The sequence below is a fragment of the Paenibacillus sp. FSL K6-2393 genome (assembly GCF_038002545.1).
GTDB lineage: Bacteria > Bacillota > Bacilli > Paenibacillales > Paenibacillaceae > Paenibacillus.
On sequence record NZ_JBBOCU010000001.1, the window covers coordinates 1,774,239 to 1,790,675 of the forward strand.

18 protein-coding genes are annotated in these 16,437 nt (G+C 43.7%); 12 read left to right on the forward strand and 6 right to left on the reverse strand.

Features of this window, described 5'->3' with window-relative positions:
* Positions 1-30: 30 nt before the first annotated feature.
* On the reverse strand, positions 31-1,416 hold the full coding sequence (gene gdhA, locus MHI14_RS07760; protein ID WP_176872533.1) for an NADP-specific glutamate dehydrogenase: 1,386 nt from the start codon (positions 1,414-1,416) through the stop codon (positions 31-33).
* A gap of 388 nt (positions 1,417-1,804) precedes the next feature.
* Between gdhA and MHI14_RS07765 the strand changes: the two genes are divergently transcribed.
* The 5 genes from MHI14_RS07765 (at position 1,805) to MHI14_RS07785 (ending at position 6,317) form a co-directional block, all read left to right on the forward strand.
* Positions 1,805-2,278 (forward strand): GreA/GreB family elongation factor, encoded by a 474-nt coding sequence (locus MHI14_RS07765; RefSeq protein WP_091028010.1) that lies wholly within the window; start codon positions 1,805-1,807, stop codon positions 2,276-2,278.
* Positions 2,268-2,774, forward strand: coding sequence for a cation:proton antiporter regulatory subunit (locus MHI14_RS07770; protein WP_341130118.1), 507 nt, complete (start codon positions 2,268-2,270; stop codon positions 2,772-2,774). Before MHI14_RS07765 ends, MHI14_RS07770 begins: the two co-directional genes overlap by 11 nt.
* Positions 2,775-2,777: 3 nt before the next feature.
* Positions 2,778-3,983 (forward strand): cation:proton antiporter, encoded by a 1,206-nt coding sequence (locus MHI14_RS07775; protein ID WP_341130119.1) that lies wholly within the window; start codon positions 2,778-2,780, stop codon positions 3,981-3,983.
* 559 nt (positions 3,984-4,542) lie between these two features.
* Positions 4,543-5,259, forward strand: a complete 717-nt coding sequence (locus tag MHI14_RS07780; protein ID WP_017687038.1) for an expansin EXLX1 family cellulose-binding protein — start codon at positions 4,543-4,545, stop codon at positions 5,257-5,259.
* Between the two features lie 110 nt (positions 5,260-5,369).
* On the forward strand, positions 5,370-6,317 hold the full coding sequence (locus MHI14_RS07785; protein WP_341130120.1) for an alpha/beta hydrolase: 948 nt from the start codon (positions 5,370-5,372) through the stop codon (positions 6,315-6,317).
* 72 nt (positions 6,318-6,389) lie between these two features.
* On the opposite strand, the gene MHI14_RS07790 is transcribed toward MHI14_RS07785, so the two are convergent.
* Positions 6,390-7,268 (reverse strand): PhzF family phenazine biosynthesis protein, encoded by an 879-nt coding sequence (locus MHI14_RS07790; RefSeq protein WP_341130121.1) that lies wholly within the window; start codon positions 7,266-7,268, stop codon positions 6,390-6,392.
* A 194-nt stretch (positions 7,269-7,462) separates the two neighbouring features.
* Here MHI14_RS07790 and MHI14_RS07795 point away from each other — a divergent pair, with 194 nt between their 5' ends.
* Complete coding sequence (locus tag MHI14_RS07795) at positions 7,463-8,389, forward strand: NADP-dependent oxidoreductase (protein ID WP_249912016.1); 927 nt, start codon at positions 7,463-7,465, stop codon at positions 8,387-8,389.
* Here the strand turns inward: MHI14_RS07795 and MHI14_RS07800 are convergent.
* A complete protein-coding gene (locus MHI14_RS07800) occupies positions 8,373-9,008 on the reverse strand; it encodes a type 1 glutamine amidotransferase family protein (RefSeq protein WP_341130122.1) in 636 nt (211 codons plus the stop codon). The genes MHI14_RS07795 and MHI14_RS07800 overlap by 17 nt on opposite strands.
* 201 nt (positions 9,009-9,209) lie before the next feature.
* Between MHI14_RS07800 and MHI14_RS07805 the strand changes: the two genes are divergently transcribed.
* On the forward strand, positions 9,210-9,947 hold the full coding sequence (locus MHI14_RS07805; protein WP_341130123.1) for a cyclase family protein: 738 nt from the start codon (positions 9,210-9,212) through the stop codon (positions 9,945-9,947).
* A gap of 220 nt (positions 9,948-10,167) precedes the next feature.
* Here the strand turns inward: MHI14_RS07805 and MHI14_RS07810 are convergent, their stop codons facing one another.
* Entirely contained in the window at positions 10,168-10,488 is a 321-nt protein-coding gene (locus tag MHI14_RS07810; RefSeq protein ID WP_091028020.1) for a winged helix-turn-helix transcriptional regulator, read from the reverse strand.
* Positions 10,489-10,679: 191 nt separating this feature from the next.
* Between MHI14_RS07810 and MHI14_RS07815 the strand changes: the two genes are divergently transcribed.
* From MHI14_RS07815 to MHI14_RS07830, 4 genes are all read left to right on the forward strand, one after another.
* Entirely contained in the window at positions 10,680-12,113 is a 1,434-nt protein-coding gene (locus MHI14_RS07815; protein WP_341131684.1) for a DHA2 family efflux MFS transporter permease subunit, read from the forward strand.
* Positions 12,114-12,369: 256 nt separating this feature from the next.
* Positions 12,370-13,044 (forward strand): nitroreductase, encoded by a 675-nt coding sequence (locus tag MHI14_RS07820; RefSeq protein WP_091028023.1) that lies wholly within the window; start codon positions 12,370-12,372, stop codon positions 13,042-13,044.
* Between the two features lie 105 nt (positions 13,045-13,149).
* Positions 13,150-13,575: a hypothetical protein gene (locus tag MHI14_RS07825; protein ID WP_341130124.1), complete on the forward strand. Its 426-nt coding sequence runs from the start codon at positions 13,150-13,152 to the stop codon at positions 13,573-13,575.
* A gap of 322 nt (positions 13,576-13,897) precedes the next feature.
* The gene (locus tag MHI14_RS07830; protein WP_339310297.1) at positions 13,898-14,023 is read left to right on the forward strand and encodes a hypothetical protein; all 126 of its coding nucleotides are present in this window, start codon (positions 13,898-13,900) and stop codon (positions 14,021-14,023) included.
* A 457-nt stretch (positions 14,024-14,480) separates the two neighbouring features.
* On the opposite strand, the gene MHI14_RS07835 is transcribed toward MHI14_RS07830, so the two are convergent.
* Together MHI14_RS07835 and MHI14_RS07840 are read right to left on the reverse strand one after the other, a co-directional pair.
* Complete coding sequence (locus MHI14_RS07835) at positions 14,481-14,981, reverse strand: AAA family ATPase (protein WP_341130125.1); 501 nt, start codon at positions 14,979-14,981, stop codon at positions 14,481-14,483.
* Between the two features lie 230 nt (positions 14,982-15,211).
* Positions 15,212-15,412: a hypothetical protein gene (locus tag MHI14_RS07840; RefSeq protein WP_091034774.1), complete on the reverse strand. Its 201-nt coding sequence runs from the start codon at positions 15,410-15,412 to the stop codon at positions 15,212-15,214.
* A gap of 219 nt (positions 15,413-15,631) precedes the next feature.
* Here MHI14_RS07840 and MHI14_RS07845 point away from each other — a divergent pair, with 219 nt between their 5' ends.
* A complete protein-coding gene (locus tag MHI14_RS07845; protein ID WP_341130126.1) occupies positions 15,632-16,084 on the forward strand; it encodes a hypothetical protein in 453 nt (150 codons plus the stop codon).
* Positions 16,085-16,437 lie beyond the last annotated feature (353 nt).

Below are 16,437 nucleotides of genomic sequence, written 5' to 3' on the forward strand. Positions count from 1 at the left end.
TTCATTCCGTATAGATTAGTGAGAGATGAATTAAACCACACCTTGAGCAATCATGGAATCGGCTACTTTGAGGAAACCGGCGATATTCGCTCCGGCTACGAGGTTACCTTCACAGCCATACTCTTCAGCAGCTTCTACACAACTGGTGTAGATGTTCTTCATGATGTCATGCAGCTTGGCGTCTACTTCTTCAAATGACCAGGACAACCGCATGCTGTTCTGTGACATTTCAAGAGCAGACACGGCTACACCTCCGGCATTAGCCGCTTTGGCTGGACCAAACAGCACGCCTGCGCCGTGGAAGACGTCAATGGCAGCCAGGGTGGAAGGCATATTCGCGCCTTCGCCAATGGCCTTCACGCCACCTTTAACCAGCAGGGCCGCAGCTTCTTCATCGATCTCGTTTTGCGTTGCACATGGAAGAGCAATATCACAAGGGATAGACCAGATGCCTTCACAGCCTTCGGTATATGTAGCATGCGGATGTTCTTTGATGTATTCGCTGATGCGAAGACGATCAACCTCTTTCAGACGTTTCACGGTATCCAGGTTGATGCCTTGTGGATCGTGTATGTAGCCGCCTGAGTCACTACACGCCACGACTGTAGCTCCAAGCTCCTGTGCCTTCTGAATGGCATAGATGGACACATTACCAGAGCCAGAGACAACGACTGTGCTGTCTTGGAAGCTGAGACCTTTGGATTGCAGCATCTCCTTCACAAAGTACACACAGCCGAAGCCAGTCGCTTCCTTACGTGCCAAGCTTCCTCCATACAGCAGTCCTTTACCTGTCAAAACGCCTGCTTCATGCCCGCCGTGAATACGTTTGTATTGGCCGAACATGTAACCGATTTCCCTTGCGCCTACACCAATGTCACCTGCCGGTACATCCGTATCGGAACCGATATATTTGTAAAGCTCAGTCATGAAGCTTTGCGTGAAACGCATGACTTCCAGATCCGATTTTCCTTTGGGATCGAAGTCAGAACCGCCTTTACCACCGCCAATGGGCAGACCGGTCAAAGCATTTTTGAAGATCTGTTCGAAGCCAAGGAACTTGATGATGCCCGAGTATACAGAAGGATGGAAGCGAAGTCCGCCTTTGTAAGGGCCAATGGCACTGTTAAATTGCACCCGGAATCCACGGTTAACCTGAACTTTGCCCTGATCATCTACCCATGGGACACGGAATGTGATTACACGTTCAGGTTCAACAAGCTGTTCCAGCAGACTATGGTTCCTATACTTGGGGTGTGCTTCAATAACAGGAATAAGGGAATCCAGAATTTCTTTGACAGCCTGATGGAACTCATCTTCATGCGGATTTCTGGCGACAACCGACTCGTAAACGGAATGAACATAATCTGCGGCAGTAACTTGAACGGACTCTGTAGTTTCTTTTGTTATCGTGGACACTTTTTCGATGCACTCCTTTATTGTGTTAAAGTCTGTAGATGCTTATTTGTATAAATTGCATAAAAGTTTGTAGTTAAATATACAGTAAAGCAAATAAAAATACGAGATGAAAATCCATAAAATGTTTTTTATGCCGTAATTAAAATGTTCTATGGATCTACCATATGATGTGAAGAATTAAGTTATTAAATGGAAGATATGACCACAAATGATAATAAAAAAGCAAGTTAGACGAATATACTGGATTAAAATATTAGTTTTGGTAAGATGGTAAGAAGGTCTCGTATCCCGGGGTCTTTTTATAATAAAAAGGAGGAAAACAAGATGATGAAGAGAAACATGCCAATCAACATGGAGAACAAGGCTTGTATAGGGGGTGAAATCTATTATGAACCATAGGACTTCCCGCCATAATTGCAGAGAGAAGCTGGTGAGCCAGCTATTTACATTCGGTGAAGAGAAAAGAACATTTCTCGACGCCTATTTCGACGTGCGCGATCCAGAGCGGATACAATTAGAAAAACAATTGTCGGCATATACGGAGTATGTGGAAAAACTGCTCCTGGGCCCTGATGAAGATCTCGATTCGGCTGTATTGATCGGTAGTCATATTGATTTTGAATATATCGATTTTCATACGTCAGATTCGTTCATGATTGTTATGCCAGAAGATACCAATCCTGATGAGGGTCGTATTTCCTTCCTCTCTCCAGTAGGGAGTCAATTACTGCTTGGCAGTAAAGGGGAAGTTAGGTCTGTTCATACACCATCAGGTTCCATGAGAATCCGCATTACGGGGATTGAGCTGAGGAGCGAAACCTTGAACGAGCCGGCCCTAGGGGGTGCAGATCATGCACTTTAAAGAGACAGACTTACCAGGGATTGGACGTAAATACTGGCTGCATACCCGTAGTGGTGAGCACTTGGTCATTGTGATTCATAACGACGAGCGACGTGACCTGTTCCATATGGAGTCAGGGGATACGCCTGAAGAGGTGGGTGATATGGTATCCCTTGTCACCCTGGACGATGATGAAGCCCGGGCGGTAGCCGCTATCGTTGGTGGTATGACCTATAAACCGAAGTTTCAGGATGAGCGTGAAGTGATGCTTGAAGGGCTGTTAATCGAATGGCTACGAATTGAGCCTCACGCAGCAAGTGTAGGCATGACGATTGGTGAACTAGATATCCGTCAGGCTACGGGCGCCGTTATTCTCGCTGTTGTGACCAAGGATAAGGAGAAGCATTTTAATCCAGGTCCGGATTATGCTTTTACCACTGGAGCTACAATTGTAGTTGCTGGCGAACGAAATCAGATCAAACATCTCAAACAATTGTTGACTGATGGACGGACTTAGCCTATGGATATGCTCATATTCGAAGTGGGAATTGCCGTTGCGCTGATTACACTTACTGGGCTGATATCTTCACGATTACGATTTTCGGTCATTCCTTTCTATATCCTGATTGGTATGGCTGTTGGACCACATGCACCACAGATCGGCATAGTGGATTTACGTTTTATCGAAAGTTCGACCTTTATTGAATTTATGGGCAGGCTTGGTATTTTGTTTTTGCTATTTTATCTGGGTCTGGAGTTCTCGGTCTCCCGTTTATTAAAGTCTGGTAAAGCCATTCTGACCGGAGGCATGTTCTATGTAGGCCTGAATTTTGTCTCTGGATTGCTGTTGGGGTTGTTCATGGATCTGCCCCTTCAGGAGACACTTGTTGTCTGCGGGATCATGACCAGCTCTTCTACAGCCATTGTGGCTAAAGTGCTGGTTGATCTGAAACGAACGGCAAACCCTGAAACAGAGATTATCATGGGCATGATCATGTTCGATGACTTGTTCATCGCGATTCATATCTCCATCCTGACTGGGCTTGTGCTCAGCGGGGCAACTTCATTCTTAAGTGTTCTGCTGGTATCACTGTCTGCCCTGCTGTTTATTGTGCTGTTCCTGATTATTGGCAGGAAAAGCATCAAATATATTGATAAGGCACTGAATATCAAGTCATCAGAGTTGTTTCTGCTTACCGTCATGACACTGCTCTTCCTGGTGGCTGGTTTCTCGGAGACACTGCATGTAGCGGAAGCTATTGGAGCGTTGATGATGGGGCTTGTGCTGGGCGAATCAAGACATGTAAGTCGGATTGAACATCAGATCATGCCTTTCAAAGATTTTTTTGGTGCAATTTTCTTCTTCAGCTTTGGCCTGACCATCGAGCCGGCTTCACTTGGCGGAGCTATTGGGATGACGATTATTGCCGTTATTCTGACGATTGCCAGTAACTATGGTGCAGGCATGATTGCTGGCAGATTGGCTGGAATGAGCCCTAAGGCCTCGTTGAATGTGGGCTTTACCCTGGTCTCCCGGGGCGAATTCTCCATTATCATGGCGAACATCGGCAAGGCCGGAGGGCTGATGGCATCCATCCAATCGTTTGCCGTGTTGTATGTGTTAATTCTGGCTGTGCTGGGGCCAATCCTGACAAAAGAATCTCCGCGGATTTACGCATCGTATGAGCGACTAAGGAAGCGGATGAAACGAAGGGAAACGGGTTGAGTCAAATGCTGACTGTCCTTGGACAGACCGGGTATTCTGACCGTAGTGTTTAATAGGCGTCACACCATTCGGAGAGCGAAATTACTCCGGGGTGTGGCGTTTTTTTATTACTGGGAACCCATTCAATACAGGCTTGTTATTATATCAATTTCACCAAATTATGGTATGTATCCATATCTTGTGCGTGGTCATGAATGTTCAAGTCCACGGGCAGGACTATAGATGTGATTTGGTAGATAGGGATTGAAAATAAACAGTTATTATGTAAAATAATGTTATATTCGAATCTAGCAGTTGAATAGATATTTTACACGAGAACGTAGAGGACAGAAGAGACCTGAAGAAGCGGAGCTAAAAGCTTTCTGGAAGAAAGCTACTTCGTAAGCATGTACTTCACCTTTATCAACAGATTTTTCACCTTTGCAAAATTGAATCAAAAAATCTGGGGATAACAGTGATCGGAAGGTTATTCTGTCATCGGAGTGGCAAGTGTAAATATTCTTTTGTTCAACTTATGTTTCAGTGTAACAGAAGGTAGAATGACGAGGAGGAATAGCTCATGAACAAGAAAAGTAGATTTCAACGGTTAAAATGGGCCGGTACAGGGATGTTGCTCAGTCTCGTATTATTTGCTCTACCTGCATCTGCTGCATGGAATGATACATATCAGGGTTACGCGACGTATACGGGCTCAGGTTACTCGGGAGGTGCGGTGTTGCTTGATCCCATCCCGGCGGACATGAAGATTACTGCACTTAATCCGTTCCAACTCAATTATAACGGTGTCAAAGCCGCTTTAGCGGGAGCCTATCTCGAGGTGCAGGGTCCTAAAGGCAAAACAACCGTCTATGTAACAGACCTCTATCCAGAGGGCGCCAGCGGAGCGCTGGATCTCTCACCGAATGCCTTTAACCTGATCGGTGACCCAAAGGCAGGCAAAATCAATATCAGTTGGAAAGTGGTCAAAGCCCCAATTCAAGGCAACGTCTCCTATCGGATCAAGGAAGGCAGCAGTCAGTGGTGGGCAGCCATTCAGGTTCGTAATCACAAATATCCGGTGCTGAAGTTCGAAGTGAAACAGAAGGATGGTACGTGGCTCAATCTTGAAAAGCAAGACTATAATCATTTCCTCGGAACCGGACTGGGCAAAGAAAAACTAAACGTTCGTATTACCGATATTCGCGGTCAGGTATTAAATGACACGATCCCGGCTCTGCCTAATGATGGGTCAGGCGGTGCATATATCGTACCGGGCAATGTACAGTTTCCCGATTGACAGATATACGGAAGGTGTTATAAAAAGAAGTATGGTCATAGACGTATTCTTAACGAAAAGTCGTACACTGTACGGCTTTTTTTGTATACGAAAAGAGGAGAATGTACCGTATGAAAAAAAGTTTGCCTTCATATCAGACAACACATCCCTATTGGAAACAGTATCAGGCCTTTTTCCCGGAGGAAGTGAGGTTAGGAAAGCATACAGCTCCTGAGGAAGAATGGTGGGAGTCAAATGGGGTTCATCTGCATATCGATCGCTTGCCTGCGCCGGAGTCTTCAATCAAGATTCTGTTCATTCATGGTGCGGGGGGCAATGGCAGGTTGCTCGCTCCGTATGCCCGCATGTTGCAGCGACATGGATACGAGGTGGTATCGCCAGATCTTCCGCCGTATGGGTTAAGTTACGCAATGTCTGGTACACGTATTAACTACGAACTTTGGATAGAGCTACTTGTGTCACTCATCGAACGGGAACACAAAAAAGATGGCAAGCCAATCGTTGTATTGGGAAGTAGCATCGGAGGGATGCTTGCCTATCACACCAGTGCACGCAGCAAGCGCGTTAAGGGTTTAATCGCAACTACATTTGTAGATACGAGTAACCCGGAAATGCGTGATCAGCTTGCGCCGAATCGTCTGGTGAGTCGGGCGGGAAAACGGATGATGGATCTGTTCCCTGGTCTGCTGGATCATGTACGTATTTCGGTCAAACAGGTATCCCGAATGCAACTGATTACTAATAACAAGGACTTAACCCGGCTTATTATGGATGATCCACAAGCGGCAGCTACACGTATTCCGTTGGAATTATTAAGAACATTCCTTAATAAAAAACCGGAGGTAAGCCCGGAACAGTTCAACCAGTGTCCGGTCCTGTTGGTTCACCCTGAACTGGACCCCATGACACCGATCAGGTTCAGCCAATCTTTTTTTGATCGTCTGGTGGTGGACAAGGAATGTGTGATCTTGGAAGGGGCAGGCCATTTTCCTATAGAGCAGCCAGGACTGAACCAGTTGGAGGTAGCGGTACTACGATTTTTACAACAAATTCAATGATGACCACAGGCCAGGCTGCTACTGCTTCGCATAAGATAGTTTACATATCCTAAGTACGGAAAACACCTCCCATTAAGGGAGGTGTATTTTAATGTTTTTGATATGAACTGCGCTACCTCCAACCTGAATCTGTGTGATTTCATTGGAATTGTCCAAAGTTAATCTGGCTCGGATCTCAGAGGGGCGGTTCATGGTATACCCTTGTCTGATCGTGTACGTGTGATGATGAGGATCTGTGAGTTGGTTGTACTTGTATAAATAACAGAGCATTGCACCATTGGATGTGCCTGTTGCGCTCTCTTCCGGTATATCATAAAGCGGTGCAAAATTACGGCATTCTGCCAGAACGTCATTAACATCTGATTCGAGTGTAAACACGTGATAACCTATGGCATGATGAGCCTTGCTTATTTCAGTGATACGCTGGAAGTCAGGATCGATTTTGGTCAGAACATCAACATCTTTAACGCCTATCATGATATCGAGTAGCCCGGTAGACACAATCTGTACAGGTAGCTCGGAATGCAAATCCTCCATAGAAATACGTAACGAGTCGGCAATCTGCTGTCGATCCACGATCTCCCCAAACTCCGGCAACGTCTGAGACAGATAGACTTCTCCATTGACTGCGATATCAACTTTAAGAATTCCGGCCAATGTCTCCAGTGTATATGTACCAACATTAACGAGCTGCTGTGTCTTCATTAGATAAAATAAAGCAATTGTGGCATGTCCACATAGATCGACTTCATCACTTGGGGTGAAATAACGCACTTTGAAATCAGCCTGATCCGAGGGCATAACAAATGCAGTCTCTGAAAAACCGACTTGTCTGGCAATCTCCTGCATCTGGGTCTCAGACAAATGCACTGCTTTTAAAACAACACCTGCAGGGTTTCCGCCATGAGCCTTGTCCGAAAATGCATGTAATGTACTTACTTCTACTTCCATCGTGTTACCTCGCTTGTTCAGTTATTGGATTAAGATTTAACGTAATCGATAATCGATATTATATCACGATTGTTGAACGGGCTTGTGAATCCCAAATTGTTGTGAATTTGAATGAATAGGTCAAGTGATTGCTGGGAAAGGGTAATGATGGAGGAGAGCATAACGATAATCCAATGGAAAGGCTGGGATCTCTAATGAAAGCAATTGTGATTGAGGAATTTGGTGGAGCGGAACAATTGAAAGAAAAGGAAGTAGCCAAGCCAACATGTGGAGTGAATCAGGTGTTAATCCGAACGCATGCCACGTCGGTGAATCCGGTAGACTTCAAAATCAGACAAGGTGATATGAAAGAAGCAGCGGAGAATTTTCCGTTGATTCTGGGCGGCGATGTTGCCGGTATTGTGGCTGAAGCAGGCTCAAATGTCACGCGGTTCAGAGAAGGTGATCGGGTATTTGCGCGTCCGCGTCAATTCGGAACCTATGCAGAATATGTTGCTGTTGATGCAGACATTATTGCCCGTATACCGGAGAACTTGAGTTTCGAGGAAGCGGCAGCGATCCCCCTGGCTGCGATGACCGCCTGGCAGGCACTTGTGGATCACGGACGTTTAGGCAAAGGGCAGAAGGTACTCATTCATGCTGGTGCAGGTGGTGTGGGAACGTATGCCATTCAGATTGCCAAGTCCCTCGGCGCTGAAGTGGCTTCCACGGCAAGTGAATCAAACGAAGCGTTGCTTCGCTCGTTGGGTGTGGATCATTTTATCAATTATAAAAAAGAAGATTTCTCGGAGATTCTCTCCGGTTATGATGTTGTGCTGGACACCATGGGCGGTGATATTCAGCGTAACAGCTTCAAGGTGTTAAAGTCTGGCGGGCATCTGGTATCCTTGGTGGAACAACCGGATGAGAAGCTTGCCAAGGAAGCCGGAGTAACGGCCAACGTCTTCATGATGGAGCCCAAAGGGGATCAACTGGATCAGCTGGCTGAACTGGCTGCGGAAGGCAAACTCAAATCGGTTATTGATGGAACGTACCCGCTAACTCAACAGGGAGTACGGGAAGCACACGAGAAGAGTGAAACCCATCATTCCCGCGGGAAACTGGTTATTCAGGTGCAATAGAATTCATTAACTGGTAGAAGTATGTGGACTCATGAGTCTGATACAGATTGAACCAGGCCTGTAATGTTTCTGGTGTATAGACATTCAACAGCTTTAACACATGCATCGTAAATTCTAACGGAGCTATTCCAGATGCAGTAACTACATTTCCATCGGTTACTGCTGGCTCCGTTTCATAATATGTTTCTCCAGTATAATCTGGGCATATCATCTTCAGGTATTCTAAATCATTGCTTGTATGGTGTCTTGAATCCAGTATCCCTATTTTTGCCAGTGCAACTGTCGCACCGCAAATCGCCGCAATAACCGTACCCTCTTCTATAGAGGTAGCAACTTTTTTTAATAGGGGATCATGGATGGTGTCCATCCAGGTGTTTCCTCCTGGAAGAATAATGACGTCATCACCTTTCAATGTACATTCATCAATAGAAATTTGGGGAAGGATGTTCAATCCGCCCATGGTAGTTACCGGATGTTTATCTACACCTACTGTTACGACCTGCAAAGGCGTGATCTCTTTCCTGAAATACCTTCCCGAGTTAAGTTCAGCAGTTAAATAACCTACCTCCCAGTCTGACATCGTATCAAATACATAAAGATATACGTTCCTCGTTTGCATCATACACGCTCCTTTTGTTATTCATGATTAAATGGATTACTCTTGTATTATAAAAAAACTTCACTGACAACTACGGTCAGTGAAGTTTTTAAATTTGAAAATTAACAGCCCTAAGAACCAATATAGGGACTGCTCCCCAATTGTAGTGGAATAAGATATAATAGGAGAAATTTATTCCATTTTGTGCATGAGGTGATTAGGATGTCCAACGAACTCATTCAAGCCATTCAATTATTGAAAGAAAAAAAGTGGGTGGATCTGACCCATACATTTGGACCAGAATCTCCACATTTCTCAGCTTTTGAAGCAGCACAATTTGATACCCTGTTTGATCACGATCAAGGTTTCTTTGCCCAGAGCTTCAAGTTCCCGGGTCAGTACGGGACGCATCTCGATGCGCCGATCCATTTCGTACGTGATACCCGGTATCTCGATGAATTGGGTTTAAAGGAGCTTGTGCTACCGCTTGTGGTCATTGACCAGTCCGCTGAAGTGCAGAATAATCCGGATTTTACACTGGATGTGGAGCATATTCTTGAATTCGAAAGAGAGCATGGCGTCATTGAAGCTGGGAGCTTCGTAGCCTTACGTACAGATTGGAGCAAACGCTGGCCTAACCATGAAGCATTTGATAACAAGGATGATGAGGGCAACAGTCATGCACCTGGATGGTCGGTTAGTGCGCTTATGTTTTTATTTGAGGAGAGAAAAGTACAAGCTATTGGGCATGAAACCTTTGACACGGATTCAGCCGTGGATTATCAGAAGAATGGAGCACTTCTCGCAGAATATTATGTACTTGCTCAGGATACATATCAGGTTGAGTTGTTAACGAACCTGGATCAAGTGCCAGCTAAAGGCGCAGTGATCTTTAACATTGTACCGAAGGCGGAGAAAGCATCTGGTTTTCCAGTTCGATCTTTTGCCATTTTGCCGTAAAACTAGCTAGATCAAAAGCGGAAATAGTTAAATCAGGCACAGAATTCAGAATGATACTCAAATAGACAGCCGGCTAAATAGTCGGCTGTTTTTCAGTTAAGCTAACGGGCAGGTTAGTTGAACAAGAGTGAATAAAAAATCTGCTAAAATTGATAAATGAGTGGGATTAGGTTATTTGTTAAAAAATCTTTAATCTTTTTTTATATAAAGTTATCGATTCTTATTCTAAATTGTAATCTCCCCACTTGCACATAGTTTGAAGGATTGGTAAAAATCCCTTACCAAGAGGGGTTAAACAATATTCGACTCTTGGTGGAACCTCTTTATAAATTTCACGATGTAGGAGTCCGTCACTTTCTAACTCTCTGAGCTGCTTCGTTAGCATCGATTGCGTAATATCCGGAAAAACACGATTTATCTCCCCAAACCTTCTAGTTTCCTCAGCAATATACCATAAGATCGATAATTTCCACTTCCCTGCAACTATTTTTTGTACTTTATTTAGTCCACAATCAGACGAATACTTGTTGTTGTGATACATATTTTCCCCTCCAAAATAAATATACAGGCTCTTAGAAGCGTGTAATAACTCATTAGTATTGTTTTTTATAGTATGTTCTAAAAATGATCGTACTTGTTTAAAGTAAGATACTTTAATAAGATTACGGAGCGAAACAATATGGTAATTATACTTTATATATGATGGAGGAATAAAGGTTGAAATCTTTGGAGATGAAAAAATACAATACGAGTGCGATTATGGCAGCTTTGCTTATATGTGGTTTTTTCGGCTATCTAAGCGAAACTGCCATCAATATTGCAATGACTAATTTGATGGAAGTATTCCAAATCTCGGCTGCGACGGTACAGTGGTTAACGACGGGCTACATGTTGACGATAGGCATTTTAACGCCAATAAGCGCAATGTTGTTGCAGATGTTTTCTACGAGAAAGCTCTTCACAGTTTCGCTCATCAGTTTAATCGTGGGTACATTGATCGCGGCGTTGGCGTTAAATTTTGAAATGTTGATGTTCAGTCGAATTTTACAGGCAGTAGGCATGAGCACCTTGATCCCCCTGTTGTTCAATACAGTTCTCGTCATCTATCCGCAAAATAAACGGGGTGCAGCGATGGGATTAGTCGGGCTTGTTACCATGTTTGCCCCAGCGCTCGGACCGACCTTTGGGGGGCTGGTAGTTGGATATTTAACATGGCAGTATATTTTCTGGTTCTCACTTCCATTTTTAGTCGTAGGATTGTTGATGGGGTTGAAGTATTTAGAGAACGTTACTGATGTCAAAAAGCAGCGGATTGATTTACTGTCTGTGTTGTTGTCAACGATTGGATTCGGCGGAGTTGTTTTTGGCTTTAGTCAGGTAGGCGAAGGATCTGAAGGCTGGGGGAATCCGGTTGTGATCACTTCAATCATTGTCGGCCTCATTGCACTGGTGCTGTTCGTGTTGCGTCAGAACGTTATGAGTAGTCCGATGATGAATCTGAGCGTGTTCAAGTATCCCATGTACGTTGTTGGGCTGATTCTGGTAGCGTTATGCCCGATGATTTTTATGACGACCCTGATTATCCTGCCGATGTTTCTGCAGACGGGCGCCGGATTGTCTCCGTTCACTGCGGGACTCATGCTTTTGCCGGGTAGTGCGCTTTTCGGTCTCCTCTCCCCGCGCATAGGGCACTTATTCGATAAACATGGGCCAAAATGGCTCGTTATCCCCGGATTCGTGATCGTTTCAGTCATGTTATGGTTCTTCACTACGCTATCTCCTGCTTCTTCAATCGCCTTTATGGTGGCTGTGCATATAGGGCTCTCTATTGGGACAGCCTTGATCTTAATGCCTGCTCAAACGCACGCGCTAAATCAATTGCCGCCAGACTTGTACCCGCACGGTACGGCAGTCATAAACACATTGCCACAGGTTACGGGAGCGATTGGAATTGCTGTAGCTGTCAGTATCCTTATGGACGGTATGGATAAATACCTGCACGGCTTCTCGGCTCTTGCCAAACAGGTCGAGATGGCAAACGCGATGTTGGCAGGAGCATACAACGTATTCGTGTACATGATTATCCTGGCCCTAATTGGCTTGGTCACAGCGTTCTTCATTCGCCGCGGCGTAGTCAACCGTAAAGAGGTGCATTCGCACCATTAATGTTTTGTCAGCGAATCTTATCGGTGCCTATGAAGAACGTTCACACAAAATGGTAGGGAACTTTATTTATCCATAAGTACAAAAAAGTGTACTAAGGCAATTTAAATTGCCCTCTTCCAAAAGATGAGCAATGATTTTATTCTAAAAGATGAATGTAACAAAAACAATCAATACAATTCAATCATATCCAAATAAGCATGGATTTATCAAAAGCATTATGTGAAGAAACATCGAAAAACAAGAGGAGGTTACACTAATGACTACTAAATCTTTTCAAGAAGTTGTACGCTCTCGACAATCTGTGCGTCAATTTCTCTCTACACCCGTTAAGGAAGAAGTGATTCGTGAGGTTCTCGAAGATGCTCAATATACACCGTCTAATTGCAATACGCAGCCTTGGAATGTTCATATTGTTTCAGGTGATAAGAAGGATGAATTGAGTGAAGCTTTGTTACGCGCGAATGAGGAAGGGAATCATACACCAGATTTTACATTTGATATGAACGCCTTTTACGGCCGATATGGCGAACGCAAAAATACGCATGGAAAAGCTTATTATGAATCACAAGGAATAGCACGAGAAGATTACAAAGGTCGCAAGCAGGCAGCTGCACAAAATTATAATTTTTTTAATGCACCCCATGTTGCTTTCTTATTTATGCCTTCATTTGGAGATAATGTGCGTGTCGCATCTGATATTGGAATGTATGGTCAGTCATTTCTACTAGCGCTTGAGGCACGTGGGATAGGCGGTATTCCCCAGACAGCATTAGGCTTTTCTGCTGATACTGTCCGTGAAGTTCTTGGAGTATCGGGCGAACTAAAATTATTATTTGGAATATCATTTGGTTACCCAGACAAAGAAGCACCAGTAAATGGTTTGCGGATGGGTCGTGACTCAATCGAGGACAGTGTGACATTCCATCGATAAACAAAATCTATAAATTGGTTATATAATCAACAATCCCTTCTTCAAACTTAATTGGAGGACTACAGGCTGTGCTGGAACAGATTTCGGTTAAACGTTTCATGTTTAATGTTTAATGGCACAACCAGTGGTAAAGAAAACTTTGATAAATTACTGGACACAGCCATGGAACGGAACATTCCTCTATACGCCATTCAGCAGGGCATGTCCTATAAGGCTGATAAGGAGACGAGTTTACATTTTATAGCTCCAGATCTGGCACACATGGAAGTAGAAGCTTCAGGCAGTTTGCCTGTGTCTGAACACCAGAATCATGATTCCGTTGTCTTTTTGCTGGAAATGGCCGGGGCTTCCTTGTTGTTCACCAGGGATATGGATGCTGCGGCCGAACAGGACCTGCTCTATATGATTCAAGATGGCTCATTGGCGGCCCAGTTTGAACAGAAAGGTGCAGATCTTGGAGTTAATGAGGGGGTGCACAAAGGGTACTTATACATCCGTTGCAGATTAATTCAAATGATGCATCAGCTGTGACTTAAACCATAAGAAGATAAATTTTCACCTATATGTGTGCCGGAAATTGCTTTAATTTCCGTTGTTTTTTGCTTTTCGGAACACAAACAGAAGCATAAGTTTGTCAGGAGTCGAAATTGGAAACATAAAGTTGCCGTGGGCCCCCAAATAGATTGATATTCGAGTATATAGCGAGCTAATCTATAGGGGTTCTTTTGCGTTAAGCTAACGGGCAAGTTAGTTCAATCATGTCGACAGTATCTTTTAGAAATTCACAAAGGCAGTAAAGTATGAGAAGTATGTGGAATAAATATACAACTTTATCTTATTTGGAGGTTGTAGAATGGTGTTCCCGACACATATTGTATCTGCAGGTGGAATTGTAGAAGATGGAACTGGAAATATCCTTTTTGTAAAAGCCCATGACGATGGTTGGGTGTATCCTGGTGGGATAACTGAAGTAGGATAAAACCTGATTGATGGTGTCATCCGTGAAATCAAAGAGGAAAGTGGAATAGATGCCACGGTTAGTTATTTGATTAGTGTTATTTCGAATACAGCAATCCATAAGTGGTATGACGGTGTGACTGATGTCCCTACGAAGGTCATGTTTGATTTCGTGTGTAAAGCTGTGAGTCGAGAGTTAGCTACTTCTAATGAAACGAGCGAATGCAGGCGGGTTCCAAAGGAAATCGTTCTGAATTTGATTACTTCACCTGGAATCCGCATGCGATATGAAGCTTATTTGAACTTTAACGGCTCTGTGAATTATATGGAGTATGTCACTGCGTCAACGACAGAATTTAATGTCAAGCTTCAAAGAAGTGTTTAGTTGTACGAGGGATCGTGTATTGAACTAACGGGCAGTTTAGTTTAACCAGGTACTTAGATTGAACTGGGCGCTTTTGTACAGTGTGAAGAAGTGATCAGCTAGTGGAGTTGGCAATGAGCTCAAGCTCGGTTACAACTTCATCAAGCGGCTTCCTGGTGTCGATCTCAACAGTAGCTCCAGCACGTAAGAGAGGCTCAACACTAGCGACGTTTTGTATAATTTCTTCACGTTGTTCGACAGTTTTTCCATAATCGTTCGTCTTACGGGAAGCTATACGTTCAAGGATTACTTCGAGGGGGGCACTTAACAACACTACTGCATCGAACATCGGGTAAAACTTCCCCTGATTTGATACACAACCTGAAATGAATAAAGTACCTTCGCTATGTTCAGTGAGCAGCTCATCAATTCGATTCTCGTGCCATAACCACCCAGAACCATCCACATTCTCACTCCAACCATCATAATCGGTGTCGATAACTCTATGCCCCCTATGAGCAAGTTCGCCCAGAACCGTTGATTTACCTGTACCCGACATTCCTGTCACCAGAATTATCGCCTTCTTTTTTGATATTGAGCCCGAAGTATTTGTCATATTTTCCCTCCCTTTATAAGAAAGTCCCTTGGACTAGATTAACACATAAAGGCAATAAACTGGCAACAGGTAAGTAAGCTTATCAGGAACCAAGTCTAGCTAGGATTTGATTTATTAGAAGCATAAATCTGTGCTTTGGCAAACTTATGGATTAACTCACAACTAACTAATCTAAATAATTCACTTATGTAAATAGCAAGGGAGGCGTATTCCGCCTCCTTTTTATGTTGTTACTTTTGATCCGAGTGAGGATCTTGATTAAATCTTTGAGAGATTTTTTTCTCTGTTTTCTTACGCCGTATCCAGCGCTTGAGTAAACCTTCTTCTTTGCGTTCTTGCAGTGTTTCCTTCAAACCTTGAATCATAAATTCCGATCTTCGTCTGTCATCCCGACTAATCTCGCGTAATTCCTTAATAAATTTGTCGTCCATATCTGCCTCTCGCTTATTCAGGATAATTCCATTATACCGAACGTACGTTCTTTTATCAAGTTTTTCCATTACGAATGATTTTCGAGACCAATATAGTGAAAAGAAGCACAGGAACAATGCACGGCATGTGTGAGAATGGTACTAGAGGGTTTGATAATAATCCGCCTATGAATGACTGTATGAGGTTGAGAAACGAGAGGACGGAAGGAGCAATTCATGATGAAGCAGAGTGAAGGCAGATCGTGGTTACTCATTTTGATGCATGGAATGCTGGGGATTGGGGCGATTGTTGGAGGCGTCATTTTAATCATAGACCCATCTGGAAGTATGGTGAATTTGCCCGCATCTTTGTTGCGGAATTCCCCGTTTTCCAGTTTTTTGTTCCCGGGGATCATCCTATTGCTGGTACTTGGCGTGATGCCTACAATGATTGCTATTGCGCTCATCCGGTACGCTCATTGGGGCTTGGGTGAGAGACTGAATCTCTATCCTGACCGCTACTGGGCTTGGACTTTTTCCTTGTACACGGGGTTTGCACTCATCATCTGGATTATGGCGCAGGTGTACTGGATTCAGGATGTCTCTATTATTCACTTGGTCTATTTTGCATGGGGAGTGGGTATTCAAGTTGTGACTTTATTGCCTGCTGTACAGCGAGTCTATTCAAAATAAACTGCTGGTATATTGAACAAACGGCTGCCGAAAGAATCGTTAAATGATTCTTTTGGCAGCTATTTTTTATGGGCATCGAGATGATACGTGTTGTTGTAGTCATGTTGTCCACATGTTCCTTGGACTGAAAAGGGCTCGGATAAATCTAAATCATATTGACAAAGAACTATTATCCTCGCATACTTACGTAATATACTTTATAAAGTGTATTTATTAAGAGGAGAAATAAGCACATATGATGAGTATCGCAAAATCATAAATCCGCATGAAACAGGGAGGTAAGTATGGATGGTATACGTTATTATGGCAGTTATAATATGGGCAGGTACCTATGCCAGTATGGCCTTGTCAAA

What these genes read in the sequence shown, in the direction of transcription:
- MHI14_RS07765 (WP_091028010.1), top strand. Translation starts at nt 1,805, where the DNA reads ATGAACCATAGGACTTCCCGCCATAATTGCAGAGAGAAGCTGGTGAGC.
- MHI14_RS07770 (WP_341130118.1), top strand. Translation starts at nt 2,268, where the DNA reads ATGCACTTTAAAGAGACAGACTTACCAGGGATTGGACGTAAATACTGG.
- MHI14_RS07775 (WP_341130119.1), top strand. Translation starts at nt 2,778, where the DNA reads ATGGATATGCTCATATTCGAAGTGGGAATTGCCGTTGCGCTGATTACA.
- MHI14_RS07780 (WP_017687038.1), top strand. Translation starts at nt 4,543, where the DNA reads ATGAACAAGAAAAGTAGATTTCAACGGTTAAAATGGGCCGGTACAGGG.
- MHI14_RS07785 (WP_341130120.1), top strand. Translation starts at nt 5,370, where the DNA reads ATGAAAAAAAGTTTGCCTTCATATCAGACAACACATCCCTATTGGAAA.
- MHI14_RS07790 (WP_341130121.1), bottom strand. Translation starts at nt 7,268, where the DNA reads ATGGAAGTAGAAGTAAGTACATTACATGCATTTTCGGACAAGGCTCAT.
- MHI14_RS07795 (WP_249912016.1), top strand. Translation starts at nt 7,463, where the DNA reads ATGAAAGCAATTGTGATTGAGGAATTTGGTGGAGCGGAACAATTGAAA.
- MHI14_RS07800 (WP_341130122.1), bottom strand. Translation starts at nt 9,008, where the DNA reads ATGCAAACGAGGAACGTATATCTTTATGTATTTGATACGATGTCAGAC.
- MHI14_RS07805 (WP_341130123.1), top strand. Translation starts at nt 9,210, where the DNA reads ATGTCCAACGAACTCATTCAAGCCATTCAATTATTGAAAGAAAAAAAG.
- MHI14_RS07810 (WP_091028020.1), bottom strand. Translation starts at nt 10,488, where the DNA reads ATGTATCACAACAACAAGTATTCGTCTGATTGTGGACTAAATAAAGTA.
- MHI14_RS07815 (WP_341131684.1), top strand. Translation starts at nt 10,680, where the DNA reads ATGAAAAAATACAATACGAGTGCGATTATGGCAGCTTTGCTTATATGT.
- MHI14_RS07820 (WP_091028023.1), top strand. Translation starts at nt 12,370, where the DNA reads ATGACTACTAAATCTTTTCAAGAAGTTGTACGCTCTCGACAATCTGTG.
- MHI14_RS07825 (WP_341130124.1), top strand. Translation starts at nt 13,150, where the DNA reads ATGTTTAATGGCACAACCAGTGGTAAAGAAAACTTTGATAAATTACTG.
- MHI14_RS07830 (WP_339310297.1), top strand. Translation starts at nt 13,898, where the DNA reads ATGGTGTTCCCGACACATATTGTATCTGCAGGTGGAATTGTAGAAGAT.
- MHI14_RS07835 (WP_341130125.1), bottom strand. Translation starts at nt 14,981, where the DNA reads ATGACAAATACTTCGGGCTCAATATCAAAAAAGAAGGCGATAATTCTG.
- MHI14_RS07840 (WP_091034774.1), bottom strand. Translation starts at nt 15,412, where the DNA reads ATGGACGACAAATTTATTAAGGAATTACGCGAGATTAGTCGGGATGAC.
- MHI14_RS07845 (WP_341130126.1), top strand. Translation starts at nt 15,632, where the DNA reads ATGAAGCAGAGTGAAGGCAGATCGTGGTTACTCATTTTGATGCATGGA.